We start from the raw sequence: 18,109 nt of genomic DNA, 5'->3' as shown, positions 1-18,109 counted from the left end.
GACCGAGGTGGATGTCAGGGTTACGCCGACTTGCAATACCGAGTCGAACTCAGGCTTCGAAGCCAACGGAGATCGGCTCCCTCTCCCTCGGGAGAGGGCTGGGGTGAGGGGCAGGCCCACCCCCAATCTCAAACCGAACCCAATAAAAAAGGCGATCCGAGCGGATCGCCTTTTTTGTACCCGAAACCCCTTTGCAGAAGCTGCCGAAGGGGAGGTTGGCGGTGTATCAGTGAACAGTAAGAACAATCCCCACTCGCGTCAGCCAATCCGCCTCAAGCCCGAAATCCGCCTGAGTCAGCTGATTCTCATCCAGCCAGTTCTGCGGAAACTCCACATCCAGGTTGTTGCCCTTAGCGTGCAACACCACCTGCGGCATCGCCTGGGTGCCGCGAATGTGGTGGAACAGGATCGCAAAGCGCAGCAGCACGCACAGGCGGATCAGCTTGTCGCCGTCGTCACCGAAATCGGCAAACTTGTCTTTGGGGATGTTGCGGCGATGGCCACGCACCAATAGGGCGAGCATCTGTTGGTCTTCGCGAGAGAACCCGGCAAGGTCCGAGTGCTCGATCAGGTAGGCGCCGTGCTTGTGGTAGTGATAGTGCGCGATATCGAGTCCGACTTCGTGAACTTTCGCCGCCCAGCCGAGGAGTTCGCGCCAGATGCCGTCATCCAGTTCCCAGTCCGCCGCCACTTGATCGAACGCGTGCAAGGCTTTGCGTTCCACCCGCGCCGCCTGTTCCAGGTCGACGTGATAGCGCTCCATCAGCGAAGTTAACGTACGTTCGCGCACGTCTTCATGATGATGACGACCGAGCAGGTCGTAGAGCACGCCTTCACGCAGTGCGCCGTCGCAGTGGTCCATGCGTTGCAATTCGAGGGCGTCGAAGATTGCTTCGAGAATCGCCAGGCCCGCCGGGAAGATTGTCCGGCGATCAGGCTTGATGCCTTCGAAGTCGATCTTGTCGACGTCACCGAGCTTGAACAGGCGACGCTTGAGCCAGGCCAGACCTTCGGCATTCACCTCGCCGGTGCCGTGACCGCCAGCCTTCAGGGCCAGGCCGATCGCACGGATGGTGCCCGAGGAGCCGATGGCTTCATCCCAGGTCAGCCGGTGCAGGGCGTGTTCGATGCTCATGATCTCCAGCCGCGCTGCGGTGTACGCCTGAGCGTAGCGGGCTGGGGTAATCTTACCGTCCTTGAAGTAGCGCTGAGTGAAGCTGACGCAGCCCATTTGCAGACTTTCGCGCAGCAGCGGTTCGAAGCGTTGGCCAATGATGAACTCGGTGCTGCCGCCGCCGATGTCGGCGACCAGACGTTTGCCCGGGGTGTCGGCAAGGGTGTGCGACACGCCCAGATAAATCAGTCGCGCTTCTTCACGGCCGGAGATGACTTCCACCGGGTGGCCGAGGATTTCTTCGGCGCGGTGGATGAATGCGAGGCGGTTGCGCGCTTCACGCAGGGCGTTGGTGCCGACGATGCGCACGGCGCCCAGCGGCATACCGTTGATCAGTTGGGCAAAACGCTTGAGGCAATCGAGGCCGCGTTGCATCGATTCTTCGTTGAGTTTGCGCTCATCGTCGATGCCGGCGGCCAACTGAACCTTTTCGCCGAGACGCTCGAGAATGCGGATTTCGCCATTCTGGGCCTTGGCCACGACCATGTGAAAGCTGTTGGAGCCCAGGTCGATTGCGGCGATCAGGGACAGATTCTTGGCTTGGGATTGCGGCATGGTCAGGGGGTCTCGTTCGATAACCCCGACATCGTGCCACGATCAAAGGCTGGCGCCAACGCGCATGGTTCAAACCGTTGATTCAGCGCAGAAAAGCTTGAGACCGCGGCGCGGCCATTCGCGAGCAGGCTCGCTCCCACAGGTTTTGCAGCGAACTCACCATAGTGGTCCAACAGAGATCCCTGTGGCAGCGAGCCTGCTCGCGAAGGCGTCCGCCCCATCACTACGGCTATTTCAGGCTGTCGCTTCGACGGTGCCAATAAAGTTCGCCAGCTCCGCCGTCTGCGGGTTGGCAAACAACACTTTCGGGTCCCCCACCTCATGCACCTTGCCATGGTGCATGAACACCAATTTGTCTCCCACCTCGCGGGCAAAGCGCATTTCGTGGGTGACCATGATCAATGTCATGCCTTCCTTGGCCAATTGCCGCACCACGCTGAGCACTTCATTGACCAGTTCCGGGTCGAGCGCCGAGGTGATTTCGTCGCACAACAACACTTTCGGCGACATCGCCAATGCCCGGGCAATCGCCACGCGCTGTTGCTGGCCGCCGGATAATCGATCAGGGAACGCATCGAACTTTTCCCCGAGACCCACGCGCTCAAGCATCTCGCGCGCCAACTCCGCCGCTTTGGCTTTCGGCACTTTCTGCACCACTTGCGGCGCGAGCATGACGTTTTCGCCCACGGTCAGGTGCGGGAACAGATTGAACTGCTGGAACACCATGCCGACCTTCTGCCGCAGGCTGCGCAGATCGGCGCGAGCAGCGTCGAGGTATTCGCCGTCGACTTCGATCACACCGTCGTTGATCGACTCCAGGCCGTTAAGCGTGCGCAGCAGGGTGGATTTGCCCGAGCCGCTGCGGCCGATGATTGCTACCACCTGGCCTTCCTCGACGCTGAGGTCGATGCCTTTGAGCACGTGGTGATCGCCGTAGTATTTATGCAGGGCGGAAATTCTAAGCAGAGGCATGCAGTCTCCTTTCCAGGTAGCGCGCACTGAGGGACAAGGGGTAGCAGAGCAGGAAGTAGCCGAGGGCGACGAGGCCGTAGACCATGAACGGTTCAAATGTGGCGTTGGCGAGCATGCCGCCGGTTTTGGTCAGCTCGGTGAAGCCGATGATCGAGGTCACTGCGGTGCCTTTGACCACTTGCACCGAGAAGCCCACGGTCGGCGCCACGGCAATGCGCAACGCTTGCGGCAGGATCACGTAGCGCAATTGCTCCAGAGGATTGAGCGCCAGACTCGCCGAGGCTTCCCACTGGCCATTGGAGATCGACTCGACGCAGCCGCGCCAGATCTCTGCCAGATAGGCGCTGGTGAACAAGGTCAGGGCAATCGCTGCGGCCATCCATGGCGAGATTTCGATCCCGGCCAACGCAACGCCGAAGAACACCAGAAACAGCTGCATCAACAATGGCGTGCCCTGGAACAACTCGATCCAGGTGCGGGCGATGCTGCTTGGCAGAGAGTTTTTCGAGATGCGCATGATCAGGATCAGCAACCCGACAATCCCGCCGCCGATAAACGCCGCCAGCGACAACGCCAGCGTCCATTGCAGGCCGGTGAGCAGGTTGCGCAGGATGTCCCAGAAGGTGAAATCGCTCATGCGCGGCTCCTGCTGATGTAGCGCCGGCCGATCCAGTTCAGTAACTGGCGGATCAGCAGCGCCATGCACAGATAGATCAGCGTGGTCAGCGCGTAGGTTTCAAAGGCGCGGAAGTTGCGCGACTGAATGAAGTTGGCGGCGAAGCTCAGCTCTTCCGTGGCGATCTGCGAACATACCGCCGAGCCGAGCATGACGATGATGATCTGGCTGCTCAGCGCCGGCCAGACCTTGCCCAGCGCCGGCAGCAAGACCACATGACGAAACGCTTCGAAGCGGGTCATCGCCAATGCCGCTGCGGCTTCCAATTGCCCGCGTGGGATTGCTTGAATGCCGGCGCGAATGATCTCCGTCGAATAGGCGCCGAGGTTGATCACCATCGCCAGCACCGCCGCCTGCCACTCGGAAATCTGCACGCCAAGCGACGGCAGGCCGAAGAAGATGAAGAACAACTGCACCAGAAACGGCGTGTTGCGGATCAACTCGACGTAGACGCCGAAGATCGCCGAGAACGGGCGGATGTGCCACGCCCGCACCAACGCCCCGACAATCCCGACGCCGACCCCGAGCAACGCGCCGATGGCCGTCAGCTCAAGGGTGAACAGCGCACCGCGCAGCAACAGGTCGGTGTTTTCCACCACCGGCATGAAATCGAACTGATAAGCCATGAAGGTCTCCCGCGCAGTCGATCAGAGATCGGCCGGCAGCGGCTCTTTCAGCCAGGTCTGCGAATTCTTTTCCAGTGCGCCGTCAGCCTTGGCGGTGGTCAGGATGTCGTTGACCTTGGCCAGCAGCGCCGCTTCGTTCTTGTTCACGCCGACGTAAACCGGCGAGTCCTTGAGCTTCACTTTCAACGCCGGCACACGCTTCGGGTTCTTTTCGCTGATCGCGACCATCACCACGTTGCCGCTGGCGATCAGGTCCACTTGCCCGGCGAGGTAGGCGGCGATGGTCGAGTTGTTGTCTTCGAAGCGCTTGATGGTCACGCCTTCGGGGGCGACTTTGCTCAGCTCGATGTCTTCGATGGCGCCACGGGTGACGCTGATGGTCTTGCCCTTGAGGTCGTCGAGGCTGGCGATCGCCGCGTCTGGCGGACCGAACACGGCGAGGTAGAACGGTGCATAGGCGCGGGAGAAATCGATGACTTTCTCGCGCTCAGGGTTTTTGCCGAGGCTGGAAATCACCAGATCGACCTTGCCGGTGGTCAGGAACGGGATGCGGTTGGTGCTGTTGACCGGGGTCAGTTCGAGTTTGACCTTGAGTTGATCGGCCAGCAGTTTCGCGGTGTCGATGTCCAGGCCGCGAGGTTTCATGTCCGGGCCGACCGAGCCGAACGGCGGGAAGTCCTGGGGCACGGCGACTTTTAGCGTGCCGCGTTTGACCACATCGTCCAGACCGTCGGCGTGAGCGGGAGCCTGGCTGAGCAACAGAGAGGAAAACAGGGCGGCGAGGAGGGCGCTGTAACGCTTGGTCATGAACAATCTCCGGATCGGCGGGAAGTGATTTCTGCGATCGGACAGAGCATGGGCCGTGCCAATACGCGGTTGTCATCCCGGCAGGCCATGGTTTTAGCGGGTTTGTTCGGTCTTACTGGTCTGAACAGTCAGGTTGTTTTTCGCACTGCCATGGCGCACCGGCCCTGTGCACCGAACCCCGCTGGGGCACGACTTGCCGGACTCGCCGAATAGCTTTACAACTAGCCGCACATTGGCCTGGCGCGTCTGAAAAACCATGAACTCGATTTCCCGTGCGGTACCCGAAGTGGCGCTGCAAGCGATCCGCAAACTGATCACCGAGCAAGGTTTCGGTGCGGGTGATGCTTTGCCTTCGCAGCGGGACCTGGCGCTGCAACTGGGCGTCAGCCGGGCGTCGTTGCGTGAGGCGTTGTCATCACTGAGCGCGCTGGGTGTGGTCAGCATTCAGCCGGGCAAAGGTGTGTTCGTGCAGTCGCCGGTGGAATTGTCGCGGGGCGACAGCGCGCCGGGGTGGTCGTTTGCGGCGCAGGCGTCACCGCTGGACATTTTTCAATTGCGCTATGCGCTGGAAGGCTTTGCCGCCGGACTGGCGGCGGTGACGTTGAGCACGTTCGATCTGGATGCGCTGGAAGACAATATCGCGGCCATGCGCGAGCAATTGAAGGTCGGCGACTTTGAAGCGGCGGCGAAACTCGACTTCGAGTTCCACCGCCGCATCCTGTTGGCCAGCGGCAATCAGGCGATGCTGAGCATCCTCACCGCCAGCGCCGAGATGTTCCTGGAGAGCCAGAAACTACCGTTCATCCGTGCTGAACGCGCCATGGAAACATGGCAGGAACACCGCAAGATCCTCCGGGCCCTCGCGCGCCGGGCGTCGGGTGCTGCGCAAAAAGCCATGCAGGAACACGTGCGCAACGCCGCCCTGCGTACCGGAATTTCCTTCATTGCCCCCGCCACGGCTTGACTTGAGCTATACCCAAACTCATCAAGTGCCATAGCAAGACTCAATCAACTGCGGCTTCCTGAACAGGGGAAGGGCGGCTATGATGGGCCACGTTTTTTTGCTTACAACCTGGAGAATTCCATGAGCAGCGATCTTATCAAACACGTTAGCGACGCTAGCTTCGAAGCCGACGTACTCAAGGCCGAAGGCGCTGTCCTGGTCGATTACTGGGCTGAATGGTGCGGTCCTTGCAAAATGATCGCTCCGGTTCTGGACGAGATTGCCGAGACTTACAAAGGCAAGCTGACCGTTGCCAAACTGAACATCGACGAGAATCAGGAAACCCCGGCCAAGCACGGCGTGCGTGGTATCCCGACCCTGATGCTGTTCAAGAACGGCAACGTTGAAGCGACCAAAGTCGGCGCCCTGTCGAAGTCGCAACTGGCGGCTTTCCTCGACGCCAACATCTAAGCGTCGCTGTAAAGTGCCTGAAAAAAAGCCCCGCAATCAGCGGGGCTTTTTGCGTATTCAGGGCTAGACGCTCCGAAACTCAGGTGGTACATTCGGCCCCGCACTGGTTTCTCCATTGCCCCCTGCTAGCCGTCGCCGACGCACTCCTTTTCGAATAAGTACGCGATCCTGTCGCCTTCTCTGCGGCGCGGCCTCATTAAGCCAAAAGCTTAATTTCCCCCCCTCCATAAATGATTACGTCATTCCTATATGAATCTGACTGAACTCAAGCAAAAGCCGATTACCGAACTGCTCGAATTGGCCGAACAGATGGGCATAGAAAATATGGCCCGTTCGCGCAAGCAGGACGTGATTTTCTCCCTGCTGAAAAAGCACGCGAAAAGCGGCGAGGAAATCTCCGGTGATGGCGTGCTGGAGATTCTCCAGGACGGCTTCGGCTTCCTGCGCTCCGCTGACGCTTCCTACCTGGCCGGCCCGGACGATATCTACGTCTCGCCAAGCCAGATCCGCCGCTTCAACTTGCGTACCGGTGACACCATCGTTGGCAAGATCCGTCCTCCGAAGGAAGGCGAGCGGTATTTCGCCCTGCTCAAGGTCGATACGATCAACTTCGATCGTCCTGAGAACGCGAAAAACAAGATTCTCTTCGAGAACCTGACCCCGCTGTTCCCGACCGTGCGCATGAAGATGGAAGCCGGTAACGGTTCCACCGAAGACTTGACCGGTCGCGTGATCGACCTGTGCGCCCCGATCGGCAAAGGCCAGCGTGGCCTGATCGTCGCACCGCCGAAAGCCGGTAAAACGATCATGCTGCAAAACATTGCAGCGAATATCGCCCGTAACAACCCTGAAGTTCACTTGATCGTGCTGCTGATCGACGAGCGTCCGGAAGAAGTAACCGAAATGCAGCGCACCGTGCGCGGCGAAGTGGTTGCCTCGACCTTCGACGAGCCGCCGACCCGTCACGTACAGGTAGCCGAAATGGTGATCGAGAAGGCCAAGCGCCTGGTCGAGCACAAGAAAGACGTGGTGATCCTGCTCGACTCCATCACCCGTCTGGCCCGTGCCTACAACACCGTGATCCCGAGCTCCGGCAAGGTATTGACCGGTGGTGTCGATGCCCACGCCCTGGAGAAACCAAAGCGTTTCTTCGGCGCTGCGCGGAACATCGAAGAAGGCGGCTCGCTGACCATTATCGCCACCGCGCTGGTTGAAACCGGCTCGAAGATGGACGAAGTGATCTACGAAGAGTTCAAGGGTACCGGCAACATGGAGCTGCCTCTGGATCGCAAGATCGCCGAGAAGCGTGTGTTCCCGGCCATCAACATCAACCGCTCCGGCACCCGCCGCGAAGAGTTGCTGACTGCCGATGACGAACTGCAGCGTATGTGGATCCTGCGCAAGCTGCTGCACCCGATGGACGAAGTGGCTGCCATCGAGTTCCTGGTCGACAAGCTGAAAACGACCAAGACCAACGACGAGTTCTTCTTGTCGATGAAGCGCAAGTAAACGCAGCTGTGTAAAAGAACGCTCCCGAAAGGGGGCGTTTTTTTTACTTTCGAGGGGCATGATCTTGCTGATGCTTCAGTCCTTTTGTTTGATCGGCAGGTATCCATAAGGGCAGGAAGTGTTTTGCGCCCGTTTGGCAATCGACGGATTAAGGGCACTGACGGGCTGCTGTTTGCCCTTCAGAGCAGGTAGGATGTACGCCTATTTTGAGGGTGCCATCGTCAATGAAATTCAAGGATCTTCGGGATTTCGTGCAGCAGCTTGAGCAGCGCGGAGAGTTGAAACGCATTCAGATTCCCGTCTCGCCGGTGCTGGAAATGACCGAGGTGTGCGACCGCACGCTGCGGGCCAAGGGCCCGGCGCTGTTGTTCGAAAAGCCCACCGGCTACGACATTCCGGTGCTCGGTAACCTGTTCGGTACCCCTGAGCGGGTGGCCATGGGCATGGGCGCCGAGTCGGTCAGCGAGCTGCGCGAAATCGGCAAGCTGTTGGCGTTCCTCAAGGAACCCGAGCCGCCGAAGGGCTTGAAAGACGCGTGGTCGAAACTGCCGATCTTCCGCAAGATCATCTCGATGGCGCCGAAAGTCGTCAAAGACGCGGTGTGCCAGGAAGTGGTCATCGAGGGCGACGATGTCGATCTGGCCATGCTGCCCGTGCAAACCTGCTGGCCTGGCGACGTTGGCCCGCTAATCACCTGGGGCCTGACCGTCACCAAAGGTCCGAACAAGGAACGCCAGAACCTCGGCATTTACCGTCAGCAAGTGATCGGCCGCAACAAGGTGATCATGCGCTGGCTCAGCCACCGTGGCGGCGCCCTCGACTTCCGCGAGTGGTGCGAGAAGCACCCGGGTCAGCCGTTCCCGGTGTCCGTGGCGCTGGGCGCGGATCCGGCGACCATCCTTGGCGCCGTGACGCCAGTGCCGGACAGTCTCTCCGAATACGCTTTCGCGGGCCTCTTGCGCGGTAACCGCACCGAACTGGTCAAATGCCGTGGCAACGACCTGCAGGTGCCGGCCACCGCCGAGATCATCCTCGAAGGCGTGATTCATCCGGGCGAGATGGCCGATGAAGGTCCGTACGGCGATCACACCGGTTATTACAACGAAGTCGACAGCTTCCCGGTGTTCACCGTCGAACGCATCACCCACCGGATCAAACCGATCTACCACAGCACCTACACCGGCCGTCCGCCGGATGAGCCGGCGATCCTCGGCGTGGCGCTGAACGAAGTGTTCGTGCCGATTCTGCAGAAGCAGTTTCCGGAAATCACCGACTTCTACCTGCCGCCGGAAGGCTGCTCGTACCGCATGGCTATCGTGACCATGAAGAAGTCGTATCCGGGGCATGCCAAGCGCGTGATGCTCGGTGTCTGGTCGTTTTTGCGACAGTTCATGTACACCAAGTTCGTTATCGTCACTGACGACGATATCAACGCCCGCGACTGGAACGACGTGATCTGGGCCATCACCACGCGCATGGACCCCAAGCGCGATACGGTGATGATCGACAACACGCCGATCGACTACCTCGACTTCGCCTCGCCGATCTCCGGTCTGGGGTCGAAAATGGGCCTCGATGCCACCCACAAGTGGCCGGGCGAAACCACTCGCGAGTGGGGCCGCGTGATCGTCAAGGACGACGCCGTCACCCAACGGATCGATGCCATCTGGAATCAGTTAGGAATAGATTGATGCGTGTAACCCTGCAGCCCTCCGGAGCAGTGCTCGAGATACAGCCCGGTGAGCGGATTCTCGACGGTGCGCGGCGCCTGGGCTACGAATGCCCGCAAAGCTGCCGCAACGGCAATTGTCATGTGTGCGCGGCGCTGCTGGTTGAAGGCCGTGTCGCCCAGGACGGCAAGGTGCACGACCACGGCGAGTTCTACACTTGCATAGCCGAGCCGCTGGAAGACTGTATCTTGCTGTGGGATGGCGTGCTTGCGCTGGGAGAACTGCCGGTGCGCAGCCTGTCGTGTCAGGTCATCGAGTGCCGCGATGTGGGTGGTGACACCTGGCGCGTGCGCCTGCGTGCGCCGGCGGGCAAGCCGCCGCGCTATCACGCCGGGCAGTATTTGATGATCGAGCGCGAGAACGGTGAGAAATCTGCATTCTCCATGGCTTCGGCACCGCACGGCGGACGTGATCTGGAGATCCACGTGCTGGCGCGCGAAGCCAGTGCACTGAGCCTGATCGAACAGCTGCAACGCAACGCGATGGTGCGCGTCGAGCTGCCATTCGGTGACACGCATCTGGCTGAATTGCCGGACGGGCCGCTGGTGCTGATTGCCGCCGGCACCGGCATGGGCCAGATTCACGCACTTATCGAGCACTGCCGCGCCAACGGCTTCAAACACCCGGTGCATCTGTACTGGGGCGTGCGTCGTCCGGAAGATTTCTATGAGATCGAACACTGGGACGAATGGCAGAAGTTGCCCAACCTGTTCCTGCACAAAGTCGTTAGCGATCAATGTGGCTGGGAAGGGCGCTGCGGCATGCTGCACGAGGCGGTCTGTGAAGATTTCCCCGACCTGAAACCTTTGCACGTCTACGCCAGTGGCTCGCCAGCCATGGTCTACGGCACGCTGGATGCGCTGGTCGAAGCCGGGATGGATGCCCATCAAATGCGCGCAGACGTCTTCGCTTACGCCCCTCGCTCCTGATTCTTTATAACTCGCTATATAGCCGATCGGTATTTATGTAATTGCATAAATACCGCTAGGTTATATATCAATCAGGCAATCAATTAAGAACTGTGCCATGGCACTCAAATTGCCTTGAAACATATGTGCCTTATTGTTACAGCGGTGCGTTCTATTAAGTAATTCTTCACCCGCGGGGAGCTGAACGCTATTCGCCATGAGTGCCATTGAAAACGCTTTTCTGAATTTGAATTACCCTCCGCGGCTCGATCTAGGGCCGCAGTTGACGCACGAACAACTTCTTGCCTCCATGCAATCGACCATGGCGCGCCACAAGGGCGGGCCGGTGTGGCTGTTCGCGTACGGTTCGCTGATCTGGCGGCCGGAGTGCTCGGCGGTAGAACGGGTGCGCGGACGCGTGCATGGCTACCATCGCGGCTTGTACCTGTGGTCGCACGAGCACCGTGGTACGCCGGAAATGCCCGGTCTGGTATTTGGTCTGGATCGTGGCGGTTCGTGCAGCGGCTTCGCCTATCGCTTGCCGGAAGACAATCTCGACGCGGCGCTGTACGCACTGTGGAAGCGCGAGATGCCGGTGCCGTCCTATCGGCCACACTGGCTCAACTGCCGTCTAGCCGATGGTAGTCAGGTACAGGCGTTGGGATTCGTTTTGGAGCGGCACCTGCCCAGCTATGCCGGCAACTTGCCGGATCACGTGCTGAGCCAGGTGTTCGAAAGCGCCAGCGGGCGTTACGGTACCACTCGCGATTATGTCGAGCAGACCGCCCACGCCCTGCGCAGCCACGCCATGCCAGATCGCAATCTGGAGGCGCGGCTCAAGCGCTGTAAATCACAGGTCGATCAAGCGACCGCTTCACGGCTCTGACTGGCGACTTGCTTGTGCCACAGTGTCGGGGCCAGGAAGGCCATCGACAGCAGGCAAGCGCCCACCAGCAGGACAAAACCACCGTCCCAGCCGAAATGGTCCACGGTGTAGCCCATCGCCGCACTGGCCGCGACCGAGCCACCCAGATAACCGAACAGACCGGTGAAGCCTGCTGCGGTGCCGGCGGCTTTCTTCGGTGCCAGCTCCAGTGCCTGCAAGCCGATCAACATCACCGGGCCGTAGATCAGGAAGCCGATCGAGAACAGCGCGATCATGTCGACGGTCGGGTTGCCGGCCGGATTCAGCCAGTAAACCAGCGTTGCAACGGTCACCAATGCCATGAACACCATGCCGGTCAGGCCACGGTTGCCACGGAAGATCTTGTCCGACATCCAGCCGCACAGCAGCGTGCCCGGGATACCCGCCCACTCGTAGAAGAAATAGGCCCACGAGGTTTTATCGACGGTGAAGCCCTTGGCTTCTTTCAGGTAGGTCGGCGCCCAGTCCAGCACGCCGTAGCGCAGCAGGTAGACGAAGACGTTGGCCAGGGCGATGTACCAGAGCATTTTGTTGCGCAGCACGTATTTGACGAAGATCTCTTTCGCGCTGAATTCGTCTTCGTGGCTGGCGTCGTACCCTTCCGGGTAATCGTTCTTGTACTTCTCGATTGGCGGCAGGCCCACCGATTGCGGGGTGTCGCGCATGGTGATGAACGCGAACACGGCCACGCCCAGCGCCACAGCTGCCGGTACGTAGAACGCTGCGTGCCAGTCGTTGAACAGGCCCATGCCGAGCAGGAACAGCGGGCCGATCAGGCCGCCGCCGACGTTATGCGCAACGTTCCACACGGACACCACGCCGCCGCGCTCTTTCTGCGACCACCAGTGCACCATGGTCCGGCCACTCGGCGGCCAACCCATGCCCTGGGCCCAGCCATTGATGAACAGCAGGATGAACATCATGGTCACGCTGGACGTTGCCCAAGGTGCGAAACCGAAAATGAACATCACCCCGGCCGAGACCAGCAGGCCGAACGGCAGAAAGTAGCGCGGGTTGGAACGGTCGGACACCAGGCCCATGAGGAATTTCGACAAGCCATAGGCAATGGCGATCGCCGACATCGCCAGACCCAGATCACCGCGGCTGTAGCCTTCGTCGATCAGGTACGGCATGGCCAGGGAAAAGTTTTTGCGCAGCAGGTAGTAACCCGCATAGCCAAAGAAAATACCGGCGAAGATCTGCCAGCGCAGGCGTCGGTACGTGCTGTCTATTTTTTCTTCAGGCAATGGAGCCTGATGTGCGGCAGGACGAAAGAAAGCAAACATTCAAGAGCTCCAGATTTCTTGTTTTGACTGCGGATGCGAATGTTACAGTTTCGTTACCGAAAATAGCACCGGTTCGCATCGACCAAACAGCGGAAAATGTTGGAAGTCGCATGTTCTTTTACGAACCTGTCGCTCAGCTGTAAGAACAGGGCGTTTTTGTGGCAGCCGGAATGTTGTGGCTTAGACTCGCGATCAATAAACCCGACTGATCGCAGAGAAAATGATGGCCGTGAAAGTTCGCATGTTGCTGCCCAGATTGCTGGTTGCGGTAGCGCTCACTGTTTCAGTGCTGGCGCTGAGTTATGCGCAGGACTCTGCGGCGCCAGGTTTACGCAATGTCACTGTGCTGATCATTCGCCATGCGGAAAAGCCTGAGGTGGGCCGTGAACTCAATGCCCGGGGCGAACAGCGCGCCGCGGCCTACGCGGACTATTTCACCTCGTTGCAGCTGGACGACCAGGCACTCACGCCCCACCGTCTGATCGCTACCGCCGACAGCCCGGAAAGCATCCGGCCGCGTCAGACACTGATTCCGCTGTCGCAGCGCCTGCAACTGCCGATTGAACAGCCGTTTGCCAATAACGACGTCGACAAACTGGTCAGCTCTCTGCGCAAGAGCAATCAGGCGAAAACCGTGCTGATTGCCTGGCACCACAGCCATATCAACAAACTGATTGCCGCCTTCGGCGGTGATGGCCCAATGCTGATCGGCCAGCCGAAATGGCCGGTGGATGTCTACGACTGGCTGATTGTTCTGCGCTTCGATGACAAGGGGCAACTGGTTGAGTCGCGAAGCGAAAAGGTTCAGGAGCATCTGATGCCGGGCGACATTGCGGCGTCGCCCGGTGGTTGAAGCGCTTTCATTGTTAATTAGCGCACCTGCACCACCACCTTGCCCACCGCCTTGCGCTGGCCAAGATCATTGATCGCCTGCGCCGCATTGCTCAGCGGATACACCTGCGACACCAGCGGTTTCAACTTGCCCTCGGCGAACCAGCCGAACAATTGCTGGAAGTTCGCCGCGTTATCCCGCGGCTGGCGCTGGGCGAAGGAGCCCCAGAACACGCCGAGCACTGCCGCGCCTTTGAGCAGGGCGAGGTTGACCGGCAGCTCCGGGATGCGTCCGCTGGCGAAGCCGACCACCAGCAGGCGGCCGTTCCAGGCGATGGCGCGAATGGCTTGATCGAACATGTCACCGCCGACCGGGTCGTAAATCACGTCGGCGCCCTGGCCGTCGGTGAGGCGTTTGATTTCATCCTTGAGGCTGGTTTCGCTGTAATTGATCAACTCATCGGCGCCGGCCGCCTTGGCCACTGCGAGTTTCTCGGCGCTGCTGGCGGCAGCAATCACGCGTGCGCCCATGGCTTTGCCGATTTCCACCGCCGCCAGGCCGACGCCGCCGGACGCACCGAGCACCAGCAGGGTTTCGCCCGGTTGCAGGTTGGCGCGTTGCTTGAGCGCGTGCATCGAAGTGCCGTAGGTCATGCTGAAAGCGGCGGCGATGTTGAAGTCCATCGACGGCGGAATCGGCAGCACGTTGTACCCCGGCACCGCGACTTGTTCGGCAAAGCTGCCCCAACCGGTCAGGGCCATGACGCGGTCGCCGACCTTGAGGTGGCTGACCTTTTCCCCGACTTCGCGAACCACGCCAGCCGCTTCGCCACCTGGCGAGAACGGGAAGGGCGGTTTGAATTGGTACTTGCCCTCGATGATCAGCGTGTCCGGGAAATTGACCCCGGCGGCGTGCACGTCCAGCAGGATTTCGTTCTTCTTCGGGGCGGGGCTGGCGACCTCTTCCAGCACCAGCGATTCGGCAGGGCCGAAGGCTTTGCACAGCACGGCTTTCATCAGGGCTATTCCTTTGGGAGTGATGGCCGATAAGTGTAGGTGTGTCAGTCAACGGGTCAACGAGCATGCCCGGCCCTGATAGTCAGCCATAAGCTTGTGCTTGCGCGGCGGGTCGTTATGCTAGGCCGCAAACCGGATAAGGAGCGAATTGTGAAAGCGTGGATCATGTTGTTGCTGGCCCTGTCTCTGCCTGTGGCAGCGCTGGCCGAAGAAGCCAAAGAAGGCGAGGCGCCGAAGGTAAGCTACATCACCCTGAGCCCACCGTTTGTGGGTAACTACGGGCTGGATGGCACACCGAAACTCAAGGTCTACAAGGCTGACGTGGCGCTGCGTGTGACGGGCGAAGAGTCGGCGAAACTGGTCAAGGCCAACGAACCGTTGATCCGCAATCAACTGGTGGCGCTGTTTACGCAGCAGACCACCGAGGCGATGGGCAGCATCGAAGGTAAAGAGAAGCTGCGTCAGGAAGCGTTGAAGCAGACTCAGCAAGTGATGAATGACGAGACCGGCAAGCCGGTCGTTGAGGATCTGTTGTTCAACAACCTGATCATTCAGTAAGACTTCTGCTGTCCGGGCGGGCCTCTTCGCGAGCAGGCTTGCTCCCACACTGGACTTGTGATGATGCGCATTTTTGCGTTCACCGAAGATCCCTGTGGGAGCGAGCCTGCTCGCGAAGGCATTTTGTCAGGCGACGGATAATTCAGGGTTTGAGAGCGATGACCGCCGCCCATTGCTCCGCCGTCACCGGCATCACCGACAATCGTGAGCCCTTCTGCACCAACGGCATCTCCGCCAGCGCCGTCTGCTGCTTCAGATAATCCAGCTTCAACACCCGCGCAAACGTCTCGACGTGTTCAACGTCAATCGCACTCCAGGCATTCTTCTCCGGCGTCGCCTTCGAGTCGAAGTAATGACTCTCCGGCTCCAGTGCGGTGGGATCCGGGTACGCCGCCTCGATTATCTTGCCGATCCCGGCAATCCCTGGCTCCGGGCAGCTGGAATGGTAGAAAAAGAACTCGTCGCCCACCGCCATCGCGCGCAGAAAGTTACGCGCCTGATAGTTGCGAACCCCGTCCCAGCGTGCCGTGCCGAGTTTTTCCAGACCTTTGATAGAAAGTTCGTCGGGCTCGGACTTCATCAGCCAATAGGCCATGGTTTTTTGCTCCTGAAACGGTCATTGGGCAGGTTGTCGGGCAATTTTATGACAAACCGACAGTCGGTTGACGTCAGCGTTTGCGCGCAGGTTCACGTTGTCGCAAAATGCCGGCCTTTAAAGCTTGACGCTGCTGCACGGCCTACAAACGGAAACCGCTGCTGTCATCGTGATGATGTGCCTTGAGGGGGGCAATCGATGAAACGCAAACCGGATTTACTATGGACTTTGGTAATTTTGTTCGGCCTGGGCGTGGTGACCACGGGTTACGCGCAGAGCCTGTGGGCGAACAAGGCCGACGCGCCGATCGAAGTTGCACAGCAAGTACAACAGTCGACAGCCTTCAAGCGCTGAAACTGCTTTCTCGACGCCGCTGATCTGCGCGGCGTCCTATCCCGCGAAATACCACGCCTTGTCGCTGACTGTGCCTTGTAACGGTACATCCCAGCTTGCCTGCGCTAAACGCTCGACCTTCTGACATTCATGGGCCAGTCCCAGCAGCGTCGGTTTGCGCCAGTTTTTGCGTCGGGCCAGATACGCCAGGCTGCGATCATAAAAACCGCCGCCCATCCCCAGGCGTCCGCCGACATCGTCAAACCCTACCAACGGCAATAACACCAGATCCAGCGCCCAGACCTTGCGTTGCTGAGCCAGATTGGCGCGCGGCTCGAGAATGCGGAAGCGATTGGGTTTGAGTTTCTCGCCGGGACGAATTCGCTGAAAGACCATTTTGGTTCGCGGCCAGGCGCTGAGCACCGGCAGATAGGTGGCCTTGCCCCGACGCTGCGCTTCACGCAGCAACAGACGCGGATCGATTTCACCGTCGGTGGGCAGGTACAGAGAGATATGTTTCGCCCGGCGAAAATGCGGATCTTGAGCCAATTGCCGGTACAGGCCTTTGGCGGCCTGGCGTTGCTCGCTTTTACTCAGCGAGCGGCGCGCCTTGCGCAGCAGGCGGCGGAGTTGCGGGCGGGGCAGCAGCGCGGGTTCGGTCATGGTTCGGCTTCGGCAGGATGGATGCAAAAACGTACGCATAAAAAATCCGATGGCGGTTTTCACCGACATCGGATTCGAATCAGGCTCCCCGGATGAACCGCTGTCAACTTAGCCCTTGAACCCGAAAGTTCAAGGTGGAAGATGCAGTAGACTTTAAGGCTTTCCGTCTAGCGGACATGCACACCAGCCCAACGTGCAACTTCCAGGGTAGTGCGAATCGGCTCAGGGACATCGTCAACTGGCAAGCACCCCAGGGAGTGCCGCGAGTATACCGCAAGCGGCCAGTCGAATCAGCCCTTGGTGGTGGTCTGATCGTCGGCGAGCACCAGATCGACACGATCGAGCAAGTCGCGCACCTGTTCACGGGTCGAACCACTGGCCTGGATATCCGGGCGCTCTTCTTTGTGCAAGAGGTCATGGGTGATGTTCAGCGCGGCCATCACGGCAATGCGGTCGGCGCCGATGACTTTGCCGCTGCTGCGGATTTCGCGCATCTTGCCATCCAGATAACGGGCGGCACTGACCAGATTGCTGCGTTCTTCCTGCGGGCAGATGATCGAATACTCTTTATCGAGGATCTGCACGGTGACGCTATTGCTTGAACTCATGAGTCTTGCTCCAGGGCCTTGAGGCGCGAAATCATCGATTCGACCTTACGCCGGGCGATTTCGTTTTTTTCAATGAGGTGAGCGCGTTCCTCGCGCCAGGTTTTTTCCTGAGCTAGTAAGAGTGCGTTTTGACTCTTTAGTTGCTCGACTCGGCCAATCAGCAGTTCGAGTCTAGCCATCAGCGCTTGCAGGTCGGTGTCTTCCATTGTGTCCACTGGGTCGGAGTCTGTCTGATGGGATAGCTGGCGGACAGCCTTTAATAGTCTTGGCGAGTCTGTCGATGTAGGATACAAGGCCTTCATTCTAGACATAGCGCCGTCTGGCGCCTAGCTGCCCATGACCATTGCGAATTCCCCGTACCAAGCCTTTGCCACCCTGCTGACCTCCAGCGGCCACAACGTCTCGCCTGCCGAACTGCATGGCGTGCTGCTCGGACGCAGCTGCGCCGGTGCCGGCTTCGATAACGAAGGCTGGTTGATCGACGCCGCCGAACTGCTCGAAGGCGACATCCAGGACAACGTCCGCAACGCCCTGATCGGCCTGCAAGAGATGGTCAAAGGCGAACTGACCGGCGACGACGTCACCGTCGTTCTGCTGCTGCCAACCGACGACGCGCCACTGGCCGACCGCGCCGCTGCACTGGGCGAGTGGTGCCAGGGCTTCCTCAGCGGTTTCGGCCTGAACTGCCGCGACAGCAGCATGCTCAGCACGGAAGCCACCGAAGTGCTGCAAGACTTGGCGGCCATTTCCCAGGTGCAAGACGCCCTCGAAGAATCCGAAGACGGCGAAACCGACTACATGGAAGTCATGGAGTACCTGCGCGTCGCGCCGTTGCTGCTGTTCTCGGAAACCAAGAAAACCGACGTGCCGCCAGCCGCCAAGCCGTCGCTGCATTAATCGCGTGCCAGGGAAAGCCATCTGC

At 59.7% G+C, this 18,109-nt stretch carries 21 protein-coding genes and 1 other RNA gene; 10 read left to right on the top strand and 12 right to left on the bottom strand.

Features of this window, described 5'->3' with window-relative positions; all coding sequences use genetic code 11:
• Positions 1 to 226: 226 nt before the first annotated feature.
• The 5 genes from ppx to ACRRSD_RS14045 all read right to left on the bottom strand — a co-directional run bounded on the left by ppx (position 227) and on the right by ACRRSD_RS14045 (position 4,810).
• Positions 227 to 1,729, bottom strand: a complete 1,503-nt coding sequence (gene ppx, locus ACRRSD_RS14065) for an exopolyphosphatase (RefSeq protein ID WP_435038413.1) — start codon at positions 1,727 to 1,729, stop codon at positions 227 to 229.
• A gap of 234 nt (positions 1,730 to 1,963) precedes the next feature.
• Complete coding sequence (locus tag ACRRSD_RS14060) at positions 1,964 to 2,701, bottom strand: amino acid ABC transporter ATP-binding protein (RefSeq protein WP_007911148.1); 738 nt, start codon at positions 2,699 to 2,701, stop codon at positions 1,964 to 1,966.
• Complete coding sequence (locus tag ACRRSD_RS14055; protein ID WP_435038412.1) at positions 2,688 to 3,338, bottom strand: amino acid ABC transporter permease; 651 nt, start codon at positions 3,336 to 3,338, stop codon at positions 2,688 to 2,690. The genes ACRRSD_RS14060 and ACRRSD_RS14055 overlap by 14 nt, the downstream gene beginning before the upstream one ends.
• A complete protein-coding gene (locus ACRRSD_RS14050) occupies positions 3,335 to 4,003 on the bottom strand; it encodes an amino acid ABC transporter permease (RefSeq protein ID WP_122604505.1) in 669 nt (222 codons plus the stop codon). The genes ACRRSD_RS14055 and ACRRSD_RS14050 overlap by 4 nt, the downstream gene beginning before the upstream one ends.
• Positions 4,004 to 4,024: 21 nt before the next feature.
• Complete coding sequence (locus ACRRSD_RS14045; protein ID WP_095049377.1) at positions 4,025 to 4,810, bottom strand: transporter substrate-binding domain-containing protein; 786 nt, start codon at positions 4,808 to 4,810, stop codon at positions 4,025 to 4,027.
• Positions 4,811 to 5,066: 256 nt separating this feature from the next.
• On the opposite strand from ACRRSD_RS14045, the gene ACRRSD_RS14040 reads away from it, so the two are divergent.
• The 6 genes from ACRRSD_RS14040 (at position 5,067) to ACRRSD_RS14015 (ending at position 11,257) form a co-directional block, all read left to right on the top strand.
• Positions 5,067 to 5,774 (top strand): FadR/GntR family transcriptional regulator, encoded by a 708-nt coding sequence (locus ACRRSD_RS14040; protein WP_435038411.1) that lies wholly within the window; start codon positions 5,067 to 5,069, stop codon positions 5,772 to 5,774.
• 120 nt (positions 5,775 to 5,894) lie between these two features.
• Positions 5,895 to 6,224 (top strand): thioredoxin TrxA, encoded by a 330-nt coding sequence (gene trxA, locus ACRRSD_RS14035; protein ID WP_003206727.1) that lies wholly within the window; start codon positions 5,895 to 5,897, stop codon positions 6,222 to 6,224.
• Positions 6,225 to 6,473: 249 nt separating this feature from the next.
• Positions 6,474 to 7,733 (top strand): transcription termination factor Rho, encoded by a 1,260-nt coding sequence (rho, locus tag ACRRSD_RS14030; protein ID WP_003229334.1) that lies wholly within the window; start codon positions 6,474 to 6,476, stop codon positions 7,731 to 7,733.
• Positions 7,734 to 7,957: 224 nt separating this feature from the next.
• Complete coding sequence (gene ubiD / locus ACRRSD_RS14025) at positions 7,958 to 9,424, top strand: 4-hydroxy-3-polyprenylbenzoate decarboxylase (protein ID WP_008081413.1); 1,467 nt, start codon at positions 7,958 to 7,960, stop codon at positions 9,422 to 9,424.
• Positions 9,424 to 10,392 (top strand): CDP-6-deoxy-delta-3,4-glucoseen reductase, encoded by a 969-nt coding sequence (locus ACRRSD_RS14020; protein WP_435038410.1) that lies wholly within the window; start codon positions 9,424 to 9,426, stop codon positions 10,390 to 10,392. The genes ubiD and ACRRSD_RS14020 overlap by 1 nt, the downstream gene beginning before the upstream one ends.
• A 196-nt stretch (positions 10,393 to 10,588) precedes the next feature.
• Positions 10,589 to 11,257, top strand: a complete 669-nt coding sequence (locus ACRRSD_RS14015) for a gamma-glutamylcyclotransferase (RefSeq protein WP_435038409.1) — start codon at positions 10,589 to 10,591, stop codon at positions 11,255 to 11,257.
• On the opposite strand, the gene glpT is transcribed toward ACRRSD_RS14015, so the two are convergent.
• A complete protein-coding gene (gene glpT / locus ACRRSD_RS14010; protein WP_122596666.1) occupies positions 11,233 to 12,582 on the bottom strand; it encodes a glycerol-3-phosphate transporter in 1,350 nt (449 codons plus the stop codon). The genes ACRRSD_RS14015 and glpT overlap by 25 nt on opposite strands.
• 223 nt (positions 12,583 to 12,805) lie before the next feature.
• On the opposite strand from glpT, the gene ACRRSD_RS14005 reads away from it, so the two are divergent.
• Positions 12,806 to 13,435, top strand: a complete 630-nt coding sequence (locus ACRRSD_RS14005) for a flagellar basal body-associated protein FliL (protein ID WP_435038408.1) — start codon at positions 12,806 to 12,808, stop codon at positions 13,433 to 13,435.
• Positions 13,436 to 13,452: 17 nt separating this feature from the next.
• On the opposite strand, the gene ACRRSD_RS14000 is transcribed toward ACRRSD_RS14005, so the two are convergent.
• Positions 13,453 to 14,430, bottom strand: a complete 978-nt coding sequence (locus tag ACRRSD_RS14000) for an NADPH:quinone oxidoreductase family protein (protein ID WP_435038407.1) — start codon at positions 14,428 to 14,430, stop codon at positions 13,453 to 13,455.
• Between the two features lie 150 nt (positions 14,431 to 14,580).
• On the opposite strand from ACRRSD_RS14000, the gene ACRRSD_RS13995 reads away from it, so the two are divergent.
• Positions 14,581 to 14,988, top strand: coding sequence for a flagellar basal body-associated protein FliL (locus ACRRSD_RS13995; protein WP_034151993.1), 408 nt, complete (start codon positions 14,581 to 14,583; stop codon positions 14,986 to 14,988).
• Between the two features lie 142 nt (positions 14,989 to 15,130).
• Here ACRRSD_RS13995 and ACRRSD_RS13990 read toward each other — a convergent pair whose 3' ends face one another.
• Complete coding sequence (locus ACRRSD_RS13990) at positions 15,131 to 15,583, bottom strand: EVE domain-containing protein (RefSeq protein ID WP_435038406.1); 453 nt, start codon at positions 15,581 to 15,583, stop codon at positions 15,131 to 15,133.
• Between the two features lie 198 nt (positions 15,584 to 15,781).
• Between ACRRSD_RS13990 and ACRRSD_RS13985 the strand changes: the two genes are divergently transcribed.
• Positions 15,782 to 15,937, top strand: a complete 156-nt coding sequence (locus ACRRSD_RS13985) for a hypothetical protein (protein ID WP_007911192.1) — start codon at positions 15,782 to 15,784, stop codon at positions 15,935 to 15,937.
• Positions 15,938 to 15,973: 36 nt separating this feature from the next.
• Here the strand turns inward: ACRRSD_RS13985 and ACRRSD_RS13980 are convergent, their stop codons facing one another.
• The 4 genes from ACRRSD_RS13980 to ACRRSD_RS13965 form a co-directional block, all read right to left on the bottom strand.
• Entirely contained in the window at positions 15,974 to 16,579 is a 606-nt protein-coding gene (locus tag ACRRSD_RS13980) for a 5-formyltetrahydrofolate cyclo-ligase (RefSeq protein ID WP_435038405.1), read from the bottom strand.
• Between the two features lie 81 nt (positions 16,580 to 16,660).
• A non-coding RNA gene (ssrS, locus tag ACRRSD_RS13975) (6S RNA) lies at positions 16,661 to 16,839 on the bottom strand.
• 30 nt (positions 16,840 to 16,869) lie between these two features.
• Entirely contained in the window at positions 16,870 to 17,187 is a 318-nt protein-coding gene (locus ACRRSD_RS13970) for a cell division protein ZapA (protein ID WP_007911195.1), read from the bottom strand.
• Positions 17,184 to 17,393: a TIGR02449 family protein gene (locus ACRRSD_RS13965; RefSeq protein ID WP_007911197.1), complete on the bottom strand. Its 210-nt coding sequence runs from the start codon at positions 17,391 to 17,393 to the stop codon at positions 17,184 to 17,186. Before ACRRSD_RS13965 ends, ACRRSD_RS13970 begins: the two co-directional genes overlap by 4 nt.
• 130 nt (positions 17,394 to 17,523) lie before the next feature.
• Between ACRRSD_RS13965 and ACRRSD_RS13960 the strand changes: the two genes are divergently transcribed.
• Entirely contained in the window at positions 17,524 to 18,084 is a 561-nt protein-coding gene (locus tag ACRRSD_RS13960) for a YecA family protein (RefSeq protein WP_016985920.1), read from the top strand.
• Positions 18,085 to 18,109 lie beyond the last annotated feature (25 nt).

It is taken from the genome of Pseudomonas neuropathica (assembly GCF_051174785.1).
GTDB lineage: Bacteria > Pseudomonadota > Gammaproteobacteria > Pseudomonadales > Pseudomonadaceae > Aquipseudomonas > Aquipseudomonas neuropathica_A.
The sequence above is the reverse complement of the archived record's forward strand: the minus strand, read 5'-3'. Positions and strand labels throughout refer to the sequence as shown.

Bases quoted from the DNA above. Each gene is read 5' to 3' on its own strand.
- ppx (WP_435038413.1), bottom strand. From the start codon at position 1,729: ATGCCGCAATCCCAAGCCAAGAATCTGTCCCTGATCGCCGCAATCGAC.
- ACRRSD_RS14060 (WP_007911148.1), bottom strand. From the start codon at position 2,701: ATGCCTCTGCTTAGAATTTCCGCCCTGCATAAATACTACGGCGATCAC.
- ACRRSD_RS14055 (WP_435038412.1), bottom strand. From the start codon at position 3,338: ATGAGCGATTTCACCTTCTGGGACATCCTGCGCAACCTGCTCACCGGC.
- ACRRSD_RS14050 (WP_122604505.1), bottom strand. From the start codon at position 4,003: ATGGCTTATCAGTTCGATTTCATGCCGGTGGTGGAAAACACCGACCTG.
- ACRRSD_RS14045 (WP_095049377.1), bottom strand. From the start codon at position 4,810: ATGACCAAGCGTTACAGCGCCCTCCTCGCCGCCCTGTTTTCCTCTCTG.
- ACRRSD_RS14040 (WP_435038411.1), top strand. From the start codon at position 5,067: ATGAACTCGATTTCCCGTGCGGTACCCGAAGTGGCGCTGCAAGCGATC.
- trxA (WP_003206727.1), top strand. From the start codon at position 5,895: ATGAGCAGCGATCTTATCAAACACGTTAGCGACGCTAGCTTCGAAGCC.
- rho (WP_003229334.1), top strand. From the start codon at position 6,474: ATGAATCTGACTGAACTCAAGCAAAAGCCGATTACCGAACTGCTCGAA.
- ubiD (WP_008081413.1), top strand. From the start codon at position 7,958: ATGAAATTCAAGGATCTTCGGGATTTCGTGCAGCAGCTTGAGCAGCGC.
- ACRRSD_RS14020 (WP_435038410.1), top strand. From the start codon at position 9,424: ATGCGTGTAACCCTGCAGCCCTCCGGAGCAGTGCTCGAGATACAGCCC.
- ACRRSD_RS14015 (WP_435038409.1), top strand. From the start codon at position 10,589: ATGAGTGCCATTGAAAACGCTTTTCTGAATTTGAATTACCCTCCGCGG.
- glpT (WP_122596666.1), bottom strand. From the start codon at position 12,582: ATGTTTGCTTTCTTTCGTCCTGCCGCACATCAGGCTCCATTGCCTGAA.
- ACRRSD_RS14005 (WP_435038408.1), top strand. From the start codon at position 12,806: ATGGCCGTGAAAGTTCGCATGTTGCTGCCCAGATTGCTGGTTGCGGTA.
- ACRRSD_RS14000 (WP_435038407.1), bottom strand. From the start codon at position 14,430: ATGAAAGCCGTGCTGTGCAAAGCCTTCGGCCCTGCCGAATCGCTGGTG.
- ACRRSD_RS13990 (WP_435038406.1), bottom strand. From the start codon at position 15,583: ATGGCCTATTGGCTGATGAAGTCCGAGCCCGACGAACTTTCTATCAAA.
- ACRRSD_RS13985 (WP_007911192.1), top strand. From the start codon at position 15,782: ATGAAACGCAAACCGGATTTACTATGGACTTTGGTAATTTTGTTCGGC.
- ACRRSD_RS13980 (WP_435038405.1), bottom strand. From the start codon at position 16,579: ATGACCGAACCCGCGCTGCTGCCCCGCCCGCAACTCCGCCGCCTGCTG.
- ACRRSD_RS13970 (WP_007911195.1), bottom strand. From the start codon at position 17,187: ATGAGTTCAAGCAATAGCGTCACCGTGCAGATCCTCGATAAAGAGTAT.
- ACRRSD_RS13965 (WP_007911197.1), bottom strand. From the start codon at position 17,393: ATGGAAGACACCGACCTGCAAGCGCTGATGGCTAGACTCGAACTGCTG.
- ACRRSD_RS13960 (WP_016985920.1), top strand. From the start codon at position 17,524: ATGACCATTGCGAATTCCCCGTACCAAGCCTTTGCCACCCTGCTGACC.